Here is a 19,446-nt window from a genome sequence, read left to right on the forward strand (position 1 = left end):
TGCCCAGGGGCGATCTGTCAGCCCTGTTCCGGCTCATGAATGATTTCCTCGATAAAGTCGAGAATGGCAGCAAGGCTGCGGTCGTCCAGCTTTTTGAGCACTTTGTGCACGACCATCTTGCTGCCCTTGAGCATGCTGCTGATGCCCATTTTGGCCATGCCCATCATCATGTTGCTGGCATGCAGGCGCCGCAGTGGCTCCAGGAAAAAGAAGTCCAGACCTTCTTCGGTCATGTCCACAATCAGGTTGAAGAGTTTGTCGATGGCTTCCTTGTCGGCCTTGCCCCGTTCGCGCAGTTCGCCAACGGTATACAGGGCCCGGGTTCGCAGCTCATCGGGGATCGGCGCCACAATGTGGCTCTGTTGTTTCAGCATGACAGTTCCTGTTGTTGTATGCTCTTGAAAGAAATAGCAAAGCGTTACGTTCAGACTGCATCATAGTGTATGGGCCGGAATGAATTAGCCATTGGCCAGACCGGTTCGGGAATACCGTCACATCAGTGATATCCGGAGGCATTGAATCCTAGTGCATGTACTTGTTGTTCACGATTACGGCCCCTTGGGGAAGGTTTTGCTGGAGCGCCTGCGGGAAACCCACCTGCATGTCAGCCCATTGCTTGTCAGCGACTCCTCCAATGCGGATCTCGATGCGCTGGAAAACTGGATTCCCGAAGATACCGATCTGATCGTGAACGCACTCTGGATGGCCGATCCGGAAGTGGCCGAGAAAGACCCTGAGGGCGCCCACATGGCTGCGTTCTCGCTGCCAGTGGCCATGGCCGAGTATGCCCGTGATCGTGGCATGGCGCTGCTCCAGCTGTCCTCCTGCTATGTGTTCGACGGCCGAAAGCAAAGCGGCTACATCACGTCCAACCCCGGGCAGCCGGTGAATGAACTGGGCAACTGGCAATGGGAGTGCGAGCAGGCCCTGCGCACCCTGCTGCCAAGGCACATCATCCTGCGGACCGGCTGGAGCCTGGCGCGGTTCATCCGGAAGGTTCAGGCCAGCACGGCTGCCGACGATGTCCTGTCATTACCTGGGCGGTGTCGCGGCCAGCCGGTAGCGGTTCGGGACCTGGCCCGGGTAATAGAGGCGGTGGTTCTTCAGCTCGATTGTGGCGCCGAGGTGTGGGGTACCTACCAGTACGCAGGGGCCGAGGAAATCAATCTGTACGAGCTTGGTCTGGCGATTGCCGGCCTTCCGGGGATTCCCGAGGGAATTCGGGTGATGGATGAGGTGCCGGACTGGGGGCATCTTGAGCCGGTCAATACCACCCTGATCTGCACCAAGATCCGCAATACCTTCGGGATCAAACAGATGCCATGGCGCTCGGGTCTGGTGGATGAACTGGCCATGCTGAAACAGAATAACGGCAGGGAAGTAGAAAGGGAGCCCGCCGGGTAAGTACCTGGGCGGGCCAGAGTCTGTTGGTCAGTTATTGCACTGACGGGAGAATTCGCGGCTGACCATCTGCAGGGCTTCAATATCCAGAAGTTCGACTTCCCGGCCCCGCGCCTTGATGATTCCCTGATTCTGGAAGCGGGTGAATACCCGGCTTACCGTTTCAACCGCGAGCCCGAGGAAGTTGGCGATGTCGTTACGCGCCATGGGCAGGCTGAAGTTTGTGGGCGACATCCGGCGGCGCTGGAATCGGCTCGACAGCGACAGCAGTAAAGCGGCAATGCGCTCTTCCGCAGTGTTCTTGCTCAACAGCATGGCCAGCTGATGGCTGTTCTGGATCTCCTGGCTCATCAGGTGATACATGTGGTGCTGTAACTCCGGGAGTTTGCCCGTCAGTTCCTCCAGTTTGTCGATCGGAAACTCGCATACGCTGGTCCGTTCCAGCGCCTTGGCCGTGCAGGCATAGTGTTCGCTGCCAATGCTGTCGAGGCCAACCAGCTCACCGGGCATGAAAAAGCCGGTCACCTGCTCCTCACCGCTCTCGGTAATAATCGATGTTTTGATGGATCCGCTTTTCACCGCAAAGCAGGAGCGATAGGGCGTGCTCTGGTCGAAGATATGTTCGCCGCGGTTGAAGATGCGCCCTTGCAGGACAATGTCTTCCAGCCGGTCAAGATCGTTCTCTTCAATCGCCAGAGGAAGGCAAAGATTGCTCAGGCTGCACTGGTTACAGGACGCCTTGAGGGGAGAGGCCTGACGAAACGGAATTGCTTGAGCCATACGTGATGATCCGTCCGATTTGATCCATATCAAGTGTCTACCTTAATACGGATGGCTGTCTTTGCCAATAATCAAGCGGGATGATCTTAGAATATAATTCTCAAAAATAAGGACCCGAAGGTCCTTATTTGCCGCGGGCTCACAGCTTTTCGAATACCAACGATGCGTTGGTGCCACCGAACCCGAAACTGTTGGACATCACGGTGTTCAGCGCCGCATCGCGACTTTTCGGGCCCACCAGAGGGATATCGCCGATTTTCTCGTCCGGGCTTGTCAGGTTTTTGGTGCCCGCGATGAAGCCATTCTGCAGCATCAGCAGCGAATAGATGGCTTCCTGAACCCCCGCGGCGCCCAGGGAATGACCAGACAGCGATTTGGTCGACGAAATGGCCGGTATGTCGGAACCGAATGTTGCCCGTACCGCCCCCATCTCGGCAACATCGCCCACCGGAGTGCTGGTGCCGTGGGCGTTGATGTAGTCGATCTTGCCCCGGATGGTCGCCATGGCCTGCTTCATGCAGCGCTGGGCACCTTCACCGGAAGGCGCGACCATGTCATAGCCGTCGGAAGTGGCCCCGTAGCCGGTGAGTTCGGCAATGATATTGGCGCCCCGTTTCTTCGCGTGTTCAAGTTCCTCGAGCACCATCATGCCGCCACCGCCGGCGATGACGAAGCCATCCCGTCCGCTATCAAAGGGCCGGGAGGCCGTTTCGGGGGCGTCATTGTATTTGGTGGACAGCGCGCCCATGGCGTCGAACATCATGGTCAGGCTCCAGTCCTCCTCTTCACCACCGCCGGCGAACACAATGTCCTGCTTGCCGGCCTGGATCTGCTCCATGGCGTGGCCAATGCAGTGGGCGCTTGTGGCGCAGGCTGAGGACATGGAGTAATTTACACCCCGGATCTTGTAAGCGGTGGCCAGGCAGGCGGAAACCGTGCTGGTCATAATGCGCGGAACCATATAGGGCCCGATACGCTTCACGCCTTTCTCGCGCATGATGTCGGTGGCTTCCACCTGACTGGAGCAGGAGGCGCCGCCGGAGCCGGCGATCAGGCCGGTACGGTCGTTGGAGATCAGGTCCTCGGTGAGCCCCGCCTGGGCGATGGCCTGTTCCATGGACAGAAAACTGTACATGGCGGAAGGCCCCATGAAACGGCGGATCTTGCGGTCGATAACGGATGTATCCACATCCACAGAGCCGGCGATCTGGCTGCGGAAGCCCATGTCCTTGTAGGTTTCGTTAAAGCGGATGCCGGATTTTCCGTTCTTCAGGCTCTCGGTTACCTCGTCCAGTGAGTTGCCGAGGCAGGACACAATGCCCATGCCAGTGACGACGACGCGTCTCATAAGTTCCTCCTTACCGGCTGGCCGAAATGGCCAGCCCTGCGATCAATTACCTTACTGACCAGTCTAGGCGCTTTGGGCCAGATACGATATTTGACCTTGGTAAGGGGAGGTCAGGGGCAGCTCAGTTGGCCGCTTCCTCGGATGCACGGGCTTCGCGCTCGACCATCTCGGGGGTTTCCAGGGAAATGCGCCCAAGTTTGCCGGCCCGAAATTCGTTCAGTAATACCTCGGACACCTTGTGCAGGTCCGGAACGCCTCCCCGGCCAAAGAAACGGCGCTTGGCGGCGATACCGTCCATCAGCGCCAGACCATCCTTGGGCGGTTCCTCGAATCCGTAACGGGCCTTGACCAGCTCCGGGTAGGCCTCCAACAGGAACTCGGCTTCGAACATGGCGGCGTCCTCGAAATCCAGAACCGCGCTGCGAATCGCGCCGGTAATCGCCAGGCGGTATCCGCAGGCTTCGGGGGAAAGCTTTGGCCACAGGAAGCCGGGTGTGTCGTACAGCAGAATGTTGTGGGGCAGCTTGATGGCCTGTTGCGCTCTGGTGACAGCCGGTTCATTGCCGGTCTTGGCCGCCGGCCTGCCGGCCAGGGTATTGATCAGGGTGGATTTGCCAACGTTGGGAATGCCCAGGATCATCACCCGCAGGGCGCTCTTCTGCCGATCGTGTTCCGGCGTCATCTCTTCGGCCAGCTTCAGGATATCCAGTGCCTCATTGCGCTGGTTGTGGGTCAGGGTAATGGCCCTTACACCGCGTTCCTTCTCCAGCCAGGCTTGCCAGCGCGCGGTAATGTCCGGGTCTGCCAGGTCACGTTTGTTGAGCACCTTGATCAACGGTGTGTCGCCACGCAGGGCAGGCACCAGAGGATTCTCGCTGCTGAACGGAATCCGCGCATCCAGAACCTCTATGATGAGATCCATCTGCGGCATCACTTTTTTGATCTCCTTGCGGGCCTTGTGCATGTGCCCTGGAAACCAGTTAATGGCCATCGTATCTGCTCCGGATAGGATTGAACGGCGCCATTATGAAGGGGAATGACCAAACTTTCACATTTGTTTGAATGCCCGTGTGTGGCGGCTTCTGGCGGTGGATACTGAGAAGTGTGTACAAAAAGAGGGCTGATCGGGATGAAAAGGGGTATCCGTATGTTTTAGGGTGTAGGACCTGAAACGATGAAACCCATGTATATCGGTGGTGCTCAGCGTGTGACCACCTTGTAAACGGAGACATTTATGAAGCTTGTAAAACTGTTTGGTACTGCCCTGGTAGCCCTTAGCCTGTCGGTTCCGGCCATGGCCCAGCAAGCGGGCGGACAGCCTGATCAGGTCGACCAGCTGGCACAAATGGTTGGTCTTTCAGATGATCAGCAAACTGAGATTCGCGCCATCCTCGACGAGATGCAGGGTGAGATTGGCGAGCTCCGTGAGGAGGCCCGTGCACTGCAACAGCAGATGCAGGGTGAGATCAAATCAGATTACGATGAAGCGGCCATTCGGGACAGTGCCAAGGAACTGGGTGATGTGACCGGCGAGATTGCGGCCCTGTCCACGCTGATGCAGGCGAAGGTAGACAGCGTGTTTACCCAGGAGCAGCGCGACGAGCTGGACAAGCGCATGCAGCAGATGCAGCAGCAAATGCAGCAACAGCGTCAGATGCAGCAGCAGGGCCAGGGGCAGGGTATGCCACAGGGCCAGGGTATGCAGTAAGCCTGTTTCCCTTTAACTGATCTGGAAAAGGGCCGCACCTTCGGGTGCGGCCCTTTTTAGTTTGTAGCCTGCAAACCAAAAGGCTTAACGAGAACAATGAGCCGGGGAAGCAGGGTGAGCGCCCCCACCAGAGCCATGAACATGGCAAACCCGGTAAATAACCCGAAGTAGATCGTCGGGATGAAATTGGACAGCACCAGTATCGAGAACCCGGAGATGATGGTCAGCGAGGTGAAGAACATGGCCTGGCCGATGCTTCGGTGGCAGCGGTGCATGGTGGCGATGTAGTCGCCATCTTTCCGGAACTCGGTTTTGAAGCGGTGGATGTAGTGGATGGTGTCGTCCACGGCGATCCCCACGGTGATGGCGGCCACGGTAATGGTCATCATATCCAGGGGGATGCCCAGCCAGCCCATCAGGCCGAGCACCGAGCCTGCGGCGATCAGGTTGGGAGCCATGCCGATCAGCGCCAGCTTCAGGGAGCGGAACAGGATCAGGAACATCAACATAATGGCGCCGAAGACCACGCCGATGGTCTTGATCTGGGAATCGAACAGGCTTTGCAGCATATTGTTGTACATCACCGTCATGCCGGCAAAGAGCACCTGGTCTTCCGAGTAGCCCAGTTCTGTGGTCAGGTGATGTTCGATGCGGTTCAACAGCTCCTGACGGCGCAGTTCGGGCATGGTTTCCAGGATGCGGATGCTGAAACGGGCCTGGTCATGCTCCTCGGATATGTACGGGGTCAGCAGGGTATCCTGCAGGTCATCGGGTACCGCCGCCGGAACGAAGGCCAGCTCCAGGGCATCCAGGGGTTCGCCCTGGTTGATTTCGGCCAGAATATCCAGGGTGGTGTTGATGGACAGCACCTTGCCGGTTTCCGGTAATCCGTCCAGATAGTTGTGAACGGCTTCCAGTTCCTGCATTTTCTGGTAGGTGTACCAGGTATCCCGGTATTCCTCGTCCTCGCCACAGTCTTCCACGAACGGGTCACAGTCACTGGCAAACGGGTCGCCACCACCGGCGCCTTCCGGTGGAGGGTCGTCGGTAATGACAACGTCCAGCGGCGTGGTCCCGCCCAGGCGATTATCGATGGTGATCATGCCCTGATGAATTTCGGTAGAGGATTTGAAATAGTCGATGAAGCTGTTTTCCACCGTCAGTTTGCTCAGGCCCATAACGCAGAGCACCGCAATCACGCCAGAGCCGATCAGTACTGTTTTGTCGAAGTGTTCGGTAAACCGCGCAAAGGCGTCGGTGAACGGGATCCGGTCGGAGGTTACCCGGCTGTCCAGGGGCGGCGGCAACAGGGTGAGCAGGGCCGGGAACACAATAAAGGTGATCAGGAACGCTACCGCCAGGCCAAGGGTCATCATCCAGCCAAAGTCGATCACCGGGCGGATGCCGCTAAAGGTGAGAGAGCCGAAGGCGACGATGGTGGTGATGGCCATGTAAAAGCAGGGCTTGATCATCGCCATAACCGTGTTGCGCAAGGTGTCTCTCGGGCCGGCCTCGGGATCATCGTGCTGGAATTCCCGGTAGCGCACGATCAGGTGGATGGTGAGCGAGAGGGTCATGATCAGCAACAGGGAGATGAAGTTGGACGAGATAACCGTCACCGGCCACTGTGCCCAGCCGAGGAACCCGATCATCAGCCATACGGTGAAGCCACAGCACAACAGTGGGACCAGTACCCAGCGCCACTGCCGGAAGATGATGGCCAGGGTGAGCAGCAGAAAGGCGAGCACGCCGAGCCCGAAGGTGGATAGGTCGTTTTCGATGAAGCGGATCATGTCGGCGACGATCATGGGTACGCCACCCAGGTGAATCTCGGCGCCATCGCGGTACTTGTCCAGAATGGAACGGACGGTCCGGATGGTGGCATCGCGCTCCACCCCGAGGGTTTCGGTAAAGGCTATAAATTCCTGTTTAACCTGTTCCAGTTCGGCCAACTCGGCGTCTGAGGCTTCGCCGGCGTCGGCCTTGTCTCTCAGATCGTTGCGCTTTCTCAGCAACTCGAAGTACCGGTCGGGCGTGGGCAGGTTTACCTGAATCGCTGTGGTGCGTCCGTCCTCGCTGATCAGCAGGTTCGGGTAGAGCGGATTGTTCAGCAGCGCCTCGCGGGCCGTGTCCGGGGCGACATCGTGCTCATCCAGGGTCTTGATCTCGCTGTCCACGGTGTCCAGGGTCAGGTCCGGGCTATGGAGCAGGGGTACGTTCAGGATGCTGTTGGTGGAGCCCACGGCCTCCAGGTCTTGCAGTTCGTCCCGCAATTCGCCCAGTCTTGCCAGACCAGTCTCAGAGAAAAGCTCACTCTCAGGGGTATAGGTAACAATCAGAAAATCGTCTGAGGTGGTGAAGCGGCGGTTCACCTGGCGGTACTGTTCGAGGGAGCGGTCGTTTTCCAGCACCAGGGATTCGGCGGAGGCATCCAGGCGGAATTCGCCGAATTTGAAGGCGGCCAGGGCCAACAACAGACCAAAGGCCGCCAGGATAATAAACGGGTGCGGAAAAATCAGGCGATCATACAGGGCGCGAAGACGATTCATGAACAACTACTCTGCCAGCTCAAATGAGTGCAGAGTGTGCCATAAACCTCAGTGAACCGTGACCTTTGACGAGGCTTCTTCCAGAGAATCGATCAACCGTTTCAGGCGGCGGCTCATTTCTGCGCTCTCAGCGAGCTGGGTCACCATGTTCTGGGTGGTTTCGCGAATGCCCTGAACATTGGCCAGCACATCGTCGGTGCCGGCGGTCTGTTCGGCGGAGACATTGGCGATTTCCTGGTTGGTATGATCGATCCGGCTGACCACCTCGTTAATCGCCTCAAGTGCACGGCGGCCTTCCTCGGATTCCTCAACGCAACGGGTGGCATCCTCGGAGCTGCCGGTCATCTGGTTCACGGCGGTGTTCATTGCATTGAGTAGCCGGTCAATGGTGCCCTGAATCTGATCGGTGGAGTCCTGGACCCTCTGGGCCAGCTTCCGGACTTCGTCGGCAACCACGGCAAACCCACGGCCCTGCTCACCGGCCCGCGCTGCCTCAATGGCCGCGTTCAGGGCCAGCAGGTTGGTTTGCTCGGCGATACCGCGGATTTCGGTAATGGCGTGGCTGATTTCATGACTGTTCTCGGCCAGGGCTTCAACGCTGCTGGCAGAATTGCGCACCACATCGGCGAGTTTGCGGATGCTGTCGGCACTCTGGCCAACACGTTTGCTGCCGTCCTGCGCGGCATCGCTGGCCTCGTGGGACAGGGTTTTGGCAATCCCGGCCTGTTCGGCAATGCCGGTAAAGCTTTGCAGCATGGTTTCAATGACCTCCGCAGAGCGGTCAGCGCCGGCCTGCTGTCGGCCCAGATCATCCCGGCGGGCCTCGGCGGCCGAGGTCAGTTCCTGAACTTCGCTGTGTAGTCGCTCGATGGCTTCCTTCATGCTGCGGACCACACCGACGGTTCGGTCCTGCATAGCGTTGAAAGCGCTGGCCATTTCGCCGATTTCGTCGGTGGAGTCCACCACTGCCCGCTGGCTCAGGTTGCCCGAGGCCTGGACGTCGACCATGGTGTTTTTCAGGCGGTTCACATGGCGCTCTATAAATGAGATCAACAACTGGGAACCGGCCATTTCCAGCACCATGAGTACCGCGACGACCAGCGCAAAGCCGGGCGCGGTGTCCGCGAAGACCTGATCGAACGTCTTGCCGGTCTGCCCGGCAATGGTGTGCATGGCGTAGAGAACGAGCAAGCAGAGAACTGCAAAAACGACAATGTTCAGCAACCAGAATTTGTACTTCAGCCGGGCATTTCGCAGCAGTGTCAGCATGAATTTTTCTCAGTCGATGGCCTTCACCGGAATCTGCATGGCATTGGAGGTTTGGGGGACCTCTGGCACGGCGAGACCAAGATTGTTTTTATCGAATACCTTATCGGCCCGGTAGCTGGAGCGGACCATGGGGCCGGACGGCACTTCCATGAAGCCTTTCTCCAGACCGATGTCACGGTAACGGTTGAACTCTTCGGGGGTGACGTAGCGTTCTACCGGCAAATGATTCGGGGTGGGGCGTAGGTACTGGCCCAGAGTCAGGATATCCACACCGATGGCACGCAGATCGTCCATGGTTTCCAGGATTTCCTCTTCAGTTTCTCCCAGGCCCAGCATCAGGCTGGTCTTGGTGAGCACGTCCGGACGGTGTTTCTTGGCGTGTTCCAGTACCCGCAGGGTCTTCTCGTAACCGGCCCGTGGATCGCGGACCCGGCTGGTCAGGCGTTTTACGGTTTCCACGTTCTGGGCAAAGACATCCAGACCGGAATCCACCACCTTTTCAACATCGGACATGACGGCATCGAAATCCGGCGTCAGGGCTTCCACGGCGACTTCCGGGGTGCGCTGTTTGATGGCCGAGACGCAGGCGGCATAGTGCGCGGCGCCGCCGTCGTCCAGGTCGTCACGGTCTACCGAGGTGAGCACAATGTAGCGAAGCCCCATGAGCTCTACGGACTTGGCGGTATTCTCCGGTTCCTCGTGATCCAGCCAGCCTTTCGGGTTACCGGTATCCACTGCGCAGAATTTGCAGGCCCGGGTGCATACCGACCCCATGACCATGATGGTAGCAGTGCCGGCGGTCCAGCACTCACCAATGTTGGGGCAATGGGATTCCTGGCAAACAGTGCTCAAACGGTGTTCACTGACGTTCTTGCGCACCGCCTCATAGCGTTCGCCTCCGGGCATGCGCGCCCGCAACCATTTCGGCTTTCGCTGGGGCAACTCCGTCGGTGTGGCTTCCTGCTTCGATGACCGCTTGACGCCATCCTTGATGGCCGAAAAGCCATGCTCATTGCGGAATTTGGAACCACTGGTAATACGGGGTTTTGCGCTTTCGCTCATTGCAACCGGACTCTCAACACGGGCATGGGGAACCCTAAAGAGTAATGGGCTGGCGGGGGAGTTACAAGACAGATAGGGGCAATCACGGGGGTGCCGGGCACGACATTGGTCGTACCCGGCTGACTGTTATCAAGCCTGGGCTTTGTCCAGGGCCTGGGTGATGTCGGCAATGATGTCGTCGACATGCTCAATGCCGATGGACAGCCGCACCAGATCCTCGCTCACACCGGCACTCTTCAGTTCCTCCGGGTTCAGCTGACGGTGTGTTGTGGTCGCCGGATGGCAGGCCAGGGACTTGGCGTCACCAATGTTCACCAGACGCAGGATCAGGTCCAGGGCATCAATGAACTTCGCCCCGGCTTCCCGGCCACCCTTGATGCCGAAGCTCAGAATGCCGGACGCCTTGCCGCCGCAGATCTTGTCGCAGGTCGCCTTGTAGGGGCTGTTGGCCAGGGTCGCATAGTTGACCCATTCCACGGACGGATGATCCTGCAGGAAGTTGGCGACTTTCTCCGCGTTCTCGCAGTGACGCTCCATGCGCAGTGCCAGGGTTTCCAGCCCCTGCATGATCAGGAAGGCATTGAACGGCGAAAGGGCGGCACCGGTATTACGCAGCGGGACCACACGGCAACGGCCGATGAAAGCGGCAGGGCCCAGGGCATCGGTATAGACCACGCCGTGGTAGGACGGATCCGGCTCGTTCAGCATCGGGAACTTGTCGGCGCTGCCCTTCCAGTCAAACTTGCCGGAATCCACAACCACGCCGGCGACGGTGGTGCCATGGCCGCCGATGTACTTGGTGAGCGAGTGGATCACGATATCGGCACCGTGCTCGATGGGACGGCACAGGAACGGTGTGGCGACGGTGTTGTCCACCATCAGCGGAATGCCGTGCTTGTGGGCAATCTCGGCCCAGCGCTGGATGTCGACCACGTTACCCGCCGGGTTGCCGATGGATTCGCAGAACAGCGCGCGGGTGTTGTCATCAATGGCCTTTTCCACGGCATCAAAATCGTCGTGGCGCACCATCCGGCACTCAATGCCCTGGTTCGGCAGCGAGTGGGCAAACAGGTTGTAGGTGCCGCCGTAGAGCTGGCTGGTGCTGACAATGTTGTTGCCCACCTTGCAGATGGTTTGCAGGGCATAGGTGATCGCAGCCATACCTGAGGCCACGGCCAGGGCGCCAATGCCGCCTTCCAGCTCTGCCATCCGCTCTTCCAGAACCGCGTTGGTGGGGTTCATGATGCGGGTGTAGATGTTGCCCTGAACCTTCAGGTCGAACAGATCGGCACCGTGCTGGGTGTCGTCGAAGGTGTAGGAGGTGGTCTGGTAAATCGGCGTGGTCGCCGCACGGGTGGTAGGGTCGCTCTTGAAGCCTGCATGCAGCGCGAGGGTTTCCGGTTTCATGTCAACGGTCCTTGCTGGTGTGTTGTTCTTGATGGGTTTCAGCCCGTGAGTATGCCACAGAGTTTGGCTGTGGGGGATGACGCTGAACTGTGGCATCCGCATCCGGAAAGACCGTGTCGTAGCACCAGGTAAACACGAACGCATACACCAGGTAAAAGGCGATAAACGCCAGATCCACGATCAGGGCCTCCAGCAGGCTGATGCTCATCCACCACGCGATGATTGGCAGAAATGCCATCATCAGCCCCAGTTCAAAACTGATGGCATGAAGGAAGCGGATTTTCAGGGATTTGCGGGTGGAGCCGTTCAGTTTTTTAAGGCCGTGGTCGAAGAGCAGGTTGAAGACATAATTCCAGAGAGTTGCAAGGGTTGCACCCACAACGCCCAGCACGCCGGTTTTGCCAAGATCGAAACTGAACGCAAATGCGGCGAGGGGAACGGACAGGAGTATACCGATGAGTTCAAAGGAAACGGCTTGCCGGACTCTGTCTTTGGTTGTTCTCATAGCAGGAAAGTACGCAAGCGGGTCGTCCCGCGTTCACTGCCCGGAAAGGGTGGGGTCGTCCCCAGAAACTGAAAAAGCCCGGCGCTTTCGCGACGGGCTTTTCAGAATACTGGTAGCAAGGGGCGGAGTCGAACCGCCGACCCCAGCATTATGAGTGCTGTGCTCTAACCAACTGAGCTACCTTGCCATTTCGCTTTGGGCATCGCCCCAAACGAGGCGCGTATTTTCAGTATTTGGGCCCTTTCTGTCAAGGCTTCGGGGCCAGTTTTTCCTGAAAAATTACACGTTGAAGCGGAAGTGGATAACGTCGCCGTCTTTGACGATGTATTCCTTGCCTTCCAGGCGCCATTTGCCGGCATCCTTGGCGCCAGCTTCGCCGTTGTACTGCACGAAATCGTCGTAGCTCACCACTTCCGCCCGGATAAAGCCACGTTCGAAGTCGGTGTGGATCACGCCGGCGGCCTGAGGCGCTGTGGCGCCGATTTTCACGGTCCAGGCGCGGACTTCCTTCACCCCGGCGGTAAAGTAGGTCTGCAGGCCCAGGAGGCTGTAGCCGGCGCGGATCACGCGGTCCAGTCCCGGCTCTTCCATGCCCATTTCATCCAGGAACATGGCTTTCTCTTCGTCTTCCAGCTCTGAGATCTCGGCTTCCATCTTGTTGCAGATGGGCACAACCACGGCATTTTCCGACTCGGCGATCTTGCGCACGGTGTCCAGATGCGGGTTGTTCTCGAAGCCGTCCTCGTTGACGTTGGCAATATACATGGTGGGCTTGACGGTCAGCAGGCACAGCTCACGAACGAGGGCCATCTGGTCTTTATCCAGGTTCATGCTGCGCACCGGCTTGCCCTCGTTCAGGACTGGCAGCAGCTTTTCGAACATCTCGAGTTGGGCCTTGGCTTCCTTGTCGCCGCTCTTGGCTACGCGCTGCACCCGCTTGATGGCTTTTTCCACGGTATCCAGATCGGCCAGGGCCAGTTCGGTGTTGATCACCTCAATATCGGAGGCAGGGTCAACCTTGTTGGCCACATGAATCACGTTGCCGTCTTCAAAGCAGCGCACCACATGGGCGATGGCATCGGTCTGGCGAATGTTGGCCAGGAACTGGTTGCCCAGGCCTTCACCCTTGGAGGCGCCTGCCACCAGACCGGCAATGTCGACGAATTCCATGGTGGTGGGTACCACGCGCTCGGGTTTCACAATCTCGGCCAGTTTGTTCAGGCGCGGGTCGGGCATGGCAACGACACCGGCGTTCGGCTCGATGGTGCAGAAGGGGAAGTTTTCCGCGCCGATGCCGGACTTGGTAAGCGCGTTGAACAGGGTAGATTTGCCGACGTTGGGAAGGCCGACGATGCCGCAGTTAAATCCCATGGAATGCCTCTGCTGGTACTCGAAAATTTGGGCGGATTATACCGGTTTGAAACTGTGCAGGCGATTCATGGCGGCAGGAAGTTTGCCGCTGGCTGCATCCGGCAGTACCCGCATGATTTCGTCAATGACCGCGTTCAGTTCTTCGGTTTCCTGTTTGCCCAGGCGGCCGAGAACATAACCTGTCACCCTTCGGCTATCGCCGGGGTGGCCAATGCCAATGCGCAGTCTCTGAAATTCGTTGGTGCCCAGGTGGGCAATGGTGTCACGCAGGCCGTTGTGTCCGCCGTGGCCGCCGCCTTTTTTGAGCTTGGCGGTACCCGGGGGCAGGTCGAGTTCGTCGTGGGCAACCAGAATCTGTTGGGGCTGGATCTTGAAGAAGTCTGCCAGTGCCTTGATGGCGAGGCCGCTTCGATTCATAAATGTCGTGGGGTTCAGGAGGTGCAGGTCCAGGCCCTGCCACTGAATGCGGGCGTATAGCCCGTGGTACTTCTTTTCGGGCCGGAGCGTCTGGCCCGCAGAGCGGGCTAGGGCTTCGACAAACAGGGCGCCGGCGTTGTGGCGGGTATTCTCGTAGTCAGCCCCGGGGTTTCCAAGGCCAACCACCATGAGGATATCCTGTGCCATCCACCATTGCCCTCGTCAGTACAGGAGTGATTACTCCTTGTCTTCGCCTTCTTCGCCTTCTTCACCGTCTTCGGCGTCGTCGGCCTTGGCACCGCGCGGCTTGTGGATAGCCACAACCGGCAGGTCGTGATCTTCACCCTGGAGCAGGGCGGCAATCTTGACGTCTTTCGGCAGTTTCAGGTCGCTCAGGTGAACTACCTGGTCCATCTCGACAGTGGTCATGTCCACTTCGATGAACTCGGGCAGGTTCTGCGGCAGACAGATCACTTCAACTTCGTTGATCTGGTGGTTCGCTACGCCGCCCTGAAGCTTGATAGCCGGTGCCGTGTCTTCATTGATGAAGTGCAGCGGTACGTTAACGTGGATCTCGTGATCCTTGTCGACGCGCAGGAAGTCAGCGTGGGTCAGAATCGGCTTGTACGGGTGACGCTGCAGATCCTTCAGGATCACGCTTTCTTTCTTGCCGTTCAGTTCAACGGTCAGAACGTGAGAGAAGAACGCTTCGTTTTCCAGAGCCTTTTTCAGCTCGTTGTGCCAGATGGCAACCGGAGTAGCGTCTTTTCCGCCACCATAGATGATGGCCGGAATTTTACGCTCCTCACGACGCAGGCGGCGGCTCGCACCTCTCCCCTGATCGTCGCGAGGAAATGCTTCGATAACAAATTCCTGAGACATGGTATTAACCTCAATCGTCACCTGAACTGCCCGCGACCAGGCGTTGGATCAGGTGATGTTTCTGAAAAGCCGGATTTTCCGGCTGACTAAAAGAGTCGGGAGCCTGTGTAGGCTCCCGACCCGGTAACTGCTTGTAATGCCTTGATATTACGACCTTCAGGTCATTCAGGCATTCTCGAACATGGCGCTGATGGACTCTTCGTTGCTCACGCGGCGAATAGACTCCGCAAGCAGTCCGGCCATTCCGAGGACGCGGATTCTATCACAATTCCTGGCTTTGTCACCCAGTGGGATGGTATCGCAAACCACCAGTTCGTCGAGCTGGGAGGCATTGATGTTTTCAATGGCCGGGCCGGAGAGAACCGGGTGGGTAATGTAGGCGACCACTTTCGCTGCGCCATGCTCTTTCAGAGCATTGGCTGCCTTGCACAGGGTTCCGGCGGTATCGATAATGTCGTCCACCAGGATGCAGGTCTTGTCTTTGACATCACCGATGATGTGCATGACCTGGGATACGTTCGCTTTCGGGCGACGCTTGTCGATGATGGCAAGATCGGCGTCGTCGAGGCGCTTGGCCACGGCACGTGCGCGAACCACGCCGCCTACGTCCGGGGATACCACCACGAAGTTCTCGAAGCGCTGTTTGAAGATATCTTCAAGCATGACCGGTGTGGCGTAGATGTTGTCCACCGGGATATCGAAGAAGCCCTGGATCTGGTCAGCGTGCAGGTCGACGGTCAGGACACGGTCCACGCCGATGCTGGAGATCATGTCTGCAACGACCTTGGCGCTGATGGCAACACGGGTAGAGCGCACACGGCGATCCTGACGGGCGTATCCGTAGTAGGGGATAACGGCGGTGACACGTGTTGCGGAGGCACGGCGAAGTGCGTCGGCCATCACGATCAGTTCCATCAGATTGTCGTTGGTGGGGTAGCAGGTCGGCTGAATGATGAAAACATCATGGCCGCGGACATTCTCATTGATCTCGACGGTGGTTTCTCCGTCGCTGAAGCGGCCTACGGTGGCCTGACCCATGGGAATGTGGAGTTTGCGGGCAATCGCCTGGGCAAGTTCAGGGTTGGCGTTACCAGCGAAAATCATCAGTTTGGACACGACGGCATCCTTCTCAGTATCGGCGTTTGATTCAGAAGAAGCGGGAGAAAGGTGGCTGGGGTGGCAGGATTCGAACCTGCGCATGACGGGATCAAAACCCGTTGCCTTACCACTTGGCGACACCCCAGTATCGTGCTTTTTTGGCATCATTCCAGCTCTGTTAGCTTTTTGTGTAGAGGTGAAACATTCACCCCTTTAGCTACGAACCCCGTGACGCCGGAGGGTTTGCTTTCCCAGATGATCCGGGCTGCGGATTCTGTCGGGAAACGTCCAAATATGCAAGCCCCGGTTCCGGTTAATCTTGCAGGTCCGAATTGTGAAAGCCATTCCAGGCTCTGGTTAACCTCAGGATACAGTTTTCGAACTACATCCTCACAGTCGTTTCGGTACCTCGAGGCGTCTCCCTCAAAAGCGGGCGCTATTTTGATTCTCGGGGTGTTCCTTGTCAACCCTTGCTCGGAAAAAATCTTGCCAGTGTTTATGTTGCAGCCAGGCTTGAGAATAACGAACCAGTCTTCCGGCGGATTTGCGTTGGTCAGTGTTTCACCAACGCCTTCGCCGAAGGCCGCGTGGCCGCGAACAAACACCGGTACATCGGCCCCAAGACCCAGGCCGATGTCGGCAAGTTCGTCGATGTCCAGGCCCAGGTGCCAGAGGTGGTTCAGTCCCAGCAGCGTGGTGGCGGCGTTCGAGCTGCCACCGCCGAGGCCACCGCCCATGGGCAATCGCTTGGTGACGCTGATGGTGACGCCGGGGAGGTTCCTCTGGTTGTGCTCCATGAGTGCCCTGGCCGCGCGGATAATCAGGTTGTCTTGATCGGCGACACCCGGCAAGGGCTCCGCCAGCTTCACGCCGTGCTCGCCCGGCGCCAGGGTGAAGCTCAGGGTGTCGCCGTAATCGAGAAACTGGAACAGGGTCTGGAGTTCGTGGTAGCCGTCGGGCCGGCGACCAACAATATGCAGGAAGAGGTTCAGTTTGGCCGGCGAGGGCAGGGTTATGTCGGGCGTCATTGTGACTGCTCCTGCCAGTCGCTCACCACCAGCCGAACCCGTTTGTCGTCCTTTAGAGCCGTAATTCGGGCGGGCAACTCCGGATAGCTGTCGAGAAAGGCCCGCCAGCGGTCATAGCGGATCTCCCAGCCGTCCTGGCGGATCATGGCCAGGCTGCCCTGGTCATCGAACAGCAGGCGGTAATCGCTGGCGGGTGACGGCAGGCCGCGAATCCACCAGGTTAGATTCTCCAGGGGCAGCTGCCAGCCGGTGGCGGCCTCCACCAGCGCTTCCGGGTCCCCCGAACGATAGGTTTCGCCATTGGGCAGGGATAGCTCGATAAACCCCGGGACGCCCTTGAGGCTTGTGCTACCCATGCCCAGGAATGACGACGAGAGGGCCAGATCGTAGGATTCGCCATCCTGGATCCAGTGATTGATGATGGCGGTTCCACTGTCCGAAGGCTGCCGGACAGCCAGTTTGCCGGAAAGCTTCCAGTGATCCAGTTCCCCAAGGCTGGCCGAGCGGGCGGTCCAGTCCGAGGGTGGCTGGTCGGTCATGCCCTCCGGCAATGGATCGACCTGGATCGTGGTACAGGCGCCCAGGGTGGCCAGCACGATCATTGCCGCCAGGATTCGGGCCAGTCTCATTCCGTCTCACCACCATTGGTGAGGCGGTCTATGGTCTCTCGGAGCACTTCGTGATCGCTGTCCTGTTCCAGGCCTTCCTGCCAGATAATTCGAGCCTGCTCTTCGGCTCCGTTCATCCACAGGGCTTCGCCATAGTGGGCGGCCACTTCCGGATCCGGGTAGGCGGCCCAGGCGCGTGAAAGGTAGTCGAGGGCGGGCTCAATCTGGCCCTCCAGGAAAAGCACCCAGCCCATGCTGTCGAGGATGGCCGGGTTTTCCGGGTCCAGCCTCAATGCCTTCTCGATATAGGTGCGGGCCTCTCTCAGTCTGTCTGTACGGGTGGTCAGAATATAGCCCAGTGCGTTCAGGGCGACGGCGTTCTCCGGGTCCTGCTCGATAATCTGCTTCAGGTCGGTTTCGGCATCTGCGGTCCTGCCCAGGCTGTCGTAGAGCATGGCCCTGGCATAGCGGATCTGGATGTTTTCGGGATGTTCTCCCAGGGCTTCCGTGGCTGCTTCTAGGGCTTCCTGCTGCTGTTCCTGATCCAGGAGCAGATTGACTTCCAGTAGCCAGAAATTCTCATCCTGCCGGGGGTTGGCATCGCGGAGTCTGCGGATACGGTCCACCGCGTCCTCAAGCTGGCCATTTTCGGCCAGCAGTGAACTGGCGCGAGCCAGTGCCGGAAAGTAGTAGTTGCCCTGTTCCACGCTCTGGTAGAAACCAATGGCCTGTTCGGTGTTGCCGGCCTGGTCTTCGATGCGGCCCAGGTAATAGTTGGCTTCGCTGGCATGGTGGCCCTGCTCTGCCAGTCTTGTCAGTTCTTCCCGGGCCAGTTCGGTCTGGCCATTTTCCAGGGCAACCAGTGCGTGGGAAAGCCGGAGCCCCGGCGTGTCCGGGTAACGCTTGACCAGCCGGTTGAACTCGTCCTGGGCGGCCTGCAGTTCACCTTCATTAATAAGCATGCGGCCGTAGAGCGTGCCCATTTGGCGGTTGCCGGGGAAGCGGCGGGTGTTGGTCAGCAGGTAGTCGAGGGCACGGTTCTTCTGCCCGGTCTGGTAGAGCAGGTCGCCCTTGAGGATGATGGCTGGCTGGAAGTTTCCGTTCTCTTCCAGCAGCGGCTCCAGCCTGTCCAGCCCATCCTGCGGCTGTCCGGTGACCTTGAGCAATAAGGCGATGCTGTATTCCAGCTCTGGAGTGTCGGGATGTCGGTCCGACATTTCTTTGTAGAGAGCCAGCAGCTCCTGCTGTTGTTCCAGGGGCAGGTTGGCTGCCATGGCGGCCAGGCTATCGAAGTCGGCATCGCCGCCCTGGTCCATGATCCGTTCCATGTGATGTATAGCGGTCTGCAGGTCGCTGCCTTTTACCGCCTGGATTGCGGAAATCCGGTGAGCCTGCAGGTTGTCCGGGTCGATCTCCAGCCACAGCTCTGCAAGCTGCTTCTGGGCGTTGTCTCCGTTCAGGGACTGGGCAATTCTCATGGCGCGTTCGATCACGCCCTGGTCGCGGGACTGTTTGGCAGCCTTGAGGTAATTCACCAGGGTAATGTCGTACCGGCCACGCTGGGCAGCGATTTCGGCAGACAGAAGCAGGTAGAGGGTTTCGGGCTCAAAGTCAGCGTATTCAACCGGCGGCTGGGGCGCCGCCTTGCTGTCGGTAGTGGCTGATTCTTTTGGAGCAGGCGTTTCCCCGGAGCCGGTGAGGCTGGCACACCCTGCCAGCGTGAGGCCAAGCAGGCAGGTAACCAGAATCGGTACGGATTTGTGCATGCAAATTCCCATGATCTGTCGAAAACGCATCAGAAATGACCACGTGCCAGCCTCTTTAAATTGAGGTGAATCGGGTCCCGGCCTCAGCCGAATCCCTATAATGGCATAAGCATCTGATCTTGCCCAACCTGTCCGCACTTGCCGAAGCTGTCGTGGTTTTGGGTGGCAGCCCGGGTCGCTGACCGTTAAAATGTCTGGTAATTGCGTGTATTTGCACCGCTCATCGGCAAAAGGTTATACAACCACG

Annotated in this window: 18 protein-coding genes and 2 tRNA genes; 2 read left to right on the forward strand and 18 right to left on the reverse strand. The window is 58.5% G+C overall.

Features of this window, described 5'->3' with window-relative positions; all coding sequences use genetic code 11:
• Nucleotides 1-17 precede the first annotated feature (17 nt).
• Entirely contained in the window at nt 18-374 is a 357-nt protein-coding gene (locus ACESMK_RS11275) for a hypothetical protein (RefSeq protein ID WP_008176372.1), read from the reverse strand.
• A gap of 151 nt (nt 375-525) precedes the next feature.
• Between ACESMK_RS11275 and ACESMK_RS11280 the strand changes: the two genes are divergently transcribed.
• The gene (locus tag ACESMK_RS11280; protein ID WP_372998374.1) at nt 526-1,404 is read left to right on the forward strand and encodes a sugar nucleotide-binding protein; all 879 of its coding nucleotides are present in this window, start codon (nt 526-528) and stop codon (nt 1,402-1,404) included.
• Nucleotides 1,405-1,431: 27 nt separating this feature from the next.
• Here ACESMK_RS11280 and fnr read toward each other — a convergent pair whose 3' ends face one another.
• From fnr to ylqF, 3 genes are all read right to left on the reverse strand, one after another.
• The gene (fnr, locus tag ACESMK_RS11285; protein ID WP_372998377.1) at nt 1,432-2,181 is read right to left on the reverse strand and encodes a fumarate/nitrate reduction transcriptional regulator Fnr; all 750 of its coding nucleotides are present in this window, start codon (nt 2,179-2,181) and stop codon (nt 1,432-1,434) included.
• Nucleotides 2,182-2,320: 139 nt separating this feature from the next.
• Nucleotides 2,321-3,529: a beta-ketoacyl-ACP synthase I gene (gene fabB / locus ACESMK_RS11290; RefSeq protein ID WP_372998380.1), complete on the reverse strand. Its 1,209-nt coding sequence runs from the start codon at nt 3,527-3,529 to the stop codon at nt 2,321-2,323.
• Between the two features lie 121 nt (nt 3,530-3,650).
• Nucleotides 3,651-4,520 carry a ribosome biogenesis GTPase YlqF gene (gene ylqF, locus ACESMK_RS11295; protein WP_372998383.1) on the reverse strand — a complete coding sequence of 290 codons (870 nt, stop codon included), beginning with the start codon at nt 4,518-4,520 and terminating at the stop codon, nt 3,651-3,653.
• A gap of 243 nt (nt 4,521-4,763) precedes the next feature.
• Between ylqF and ACESMK_RS11300 the strand changes: the two genes are divergently transcribed.
• The gene (locus tag ACESMK_RS11300; protein ID WP_372998386.1) at nt 4,764-5,237 is read left to right on the forward strand and encodes a Spy/CpxP family protein refolding chaperone; all 474 of its coding nucleotides are present in this window, start codon (nt 4,764-4,766) and stop codon (nt 5,235-5,237) included.
• A gap of 56 nt (nt 5,238-5,293) precedes the next feature.
• Here the strand turns inward: ACESMK_RS11300 and ACESMK_RS11305 are convergent, their stop codons facing one another.
• The 14 genes from ACESMK_RS11305 to ACESMK_RS11370 form a co-directional block, all read right to left on the reverse strand.
• The gene (locus ACESMK_RS11305; protein ID WP_372998389.1) at nt 5,294-7,786 is read right to left on the reverse strand and encodes an efflux RND transporter permease subunit; all 2,493 of its coding nucleotides are present in this window, start codon (nt 7,784-7,786) and stop codon (nt 5,294-5,296) included.
• 48 nt (nt 7,787-7,834) lie between these two features.
• Nucleotides 7,835-9,055 carry a methyl-accepting chemotaxis protein gene (locus tag ACESMK_RS11310; RefSeq protein WP_372998392.1) on the reverse strand — a complete coding sequence of 407 codons (1,221 nt, stop codon included), beginning with the start codon at nt 9,053-9,055 and terminating at the stop codon, nt 7,835-7,837.
• A 9-nt stretch (nt 9,056-9,064) separates the two neighbouring features.
• Nucleotides 9,065-10,117 carry a lipoyl synthase gene (lipA, locus tag ACESMK_RS11315; RefSeq protein WP_372998395.1) on the reverse strand — a complete coding sequence of 351 codons (1,053 nt, stop codon included), beginning with the start codon at nt 10,115-10,117 and terminating at the stop codon, nt 9,065-9,067.
• Between the two features lie 129 nt (nt 10,118-10,246).
• A complete protein-coding gene (locus tag ACESMK_RS11320) occupies nt 10,247-11,524 on the reverse strand; it encodes an O-acetylhomoserine aminocarboxypropyltransferase/cysteine synthase family protein (protein ID WP_372998398.1) in 1,278 nt (425 codons plus the stop codon).
• A gap of 1 nt (nt 11,525) precedes the next feature.
• Nucleotides 11,526-12,029 (reverse strand): PACE efflux transporter, encoded by a 504-nt coding sequence (locus ACESMK_RS11325; RefSeq protein ID WP_372998401.1) that lies wholly within the window; start codon nt 12,027-12,029, stop codon nt 11,526-11,528.
• 110 nt (nt 12,030-12,139) lie between these two features.
• A tRNA-Met gene (locus tag ACESMK_RS11330) sits at nt 12,140-12,216 on the reverse strand.
• A gap of 92 nt (nt 12,217-12,308) precedes the next feature.
• On the reverse strand, nt 12,309-13,400 hold the full coding sequence (gene ychF / locus ACESMK_RS11335) for a redox-regulated ATPase YchF (RefSeq protein WP_372998404.1): 1,092 nt from the start codon (nt 13,398-13,400) through the stop codon (nt 12,309-12,311).
• 36 nt (nt 13,401-13,436) lie between these two features.
• Nucleotides 13,437-14,024, reverse strand: coding sequence for an aminoacyl-tRNA hydrolase (gene pth / locus ACESMK_RS11340; protein WP_372998407.1), 588 nt, complete (start codon nt 14,022-14,024; stop codon nt 13,437-13,439).
• A 30-nt stretch (nt 14,025-14,054) separates the two neighbouring features.
• Nucleotides 14,055-14,699: a 50S ribosomal protein L25/general stress protein Ctc gene (locus ACESMK_RS11345; RefSeq protein WP_372998410.1), complete on the reverse strand. Its 645-nt coding sequence runs from the start codon at nt 14,697-14,699 to the stop codon at nt 14,055-14,057.
• Between the two features lie 165 nt (nt 14,700-14,864).
• Nucleotides 14,865-15,815, reverse strand: coding sequence for a ribose-phosphate diphosphokinase (locus ACESMK_RS11350; RefSeq protein WP_372998413.1), 951 nt, complete (start codon nt 15,813-15,815; stop codon nt 14,865-14,867).
• 52 nt (nt 15,816-15,867) lie between these two features.
• Nucleotides 15,868-15,942, reverse strand: a tRNA-Gln gene (locus ACESMK_RS11355).
• A gap of 19 nt (nt 15,943-15,961) precedes the next feature.
• A complete protein-coding gene (gene ispE / locus ACESMK_RS11360; protein WP_372998416.1) occupies nt 15,962-16,825 on the reverse strand; it encodes a 4-(cytidine 5'-diphospho)-2-C-methyl-D-erythritol kinase in 864 nt (287 codons plus the stop codon).
• Nucleotides 16,822-17,454, reverse strand: coding sequence for a lipoprotein insertase outer membrane protein LolB (gene lolB, locus ACESMK_RS11365; protein WP_372998418.1), 633 nt, complete (start codon nt 17,452-17,454; stop codon nt 16,822-16,824). The genes ispE and lolB overlap by 4 nt, the downstream gene beginning before the upstream one ends.
• Nucleotides 17,451-19,199, reverse strand: a complete 1,749-nt coding sequence (locus ACESMK_RS11370; RefSeq protein WP_372998421.1) for a tetratricopeptide repeat protein — start codon at nt 19,197-19,199, stop codon at nt 17,451-17,453. The genes lolB and ACESMK_RS11370 overlap by 4 nt, the downstream gene beginning before the upstream one ends.
• Between the last annotated feature and the right edge of the window lie 247 nt (nt 19,200-19,446).

The organism is Marinobacter sp., from assembly GCF_041687235.1.
In the GTDB taxonomy this organism is placed as follows: domain Bacteria; phylum Pseudomonadota; class Gammaproteobacteria; order Pseudomonadales; family Oleiphilaceae; genus Marinobacter.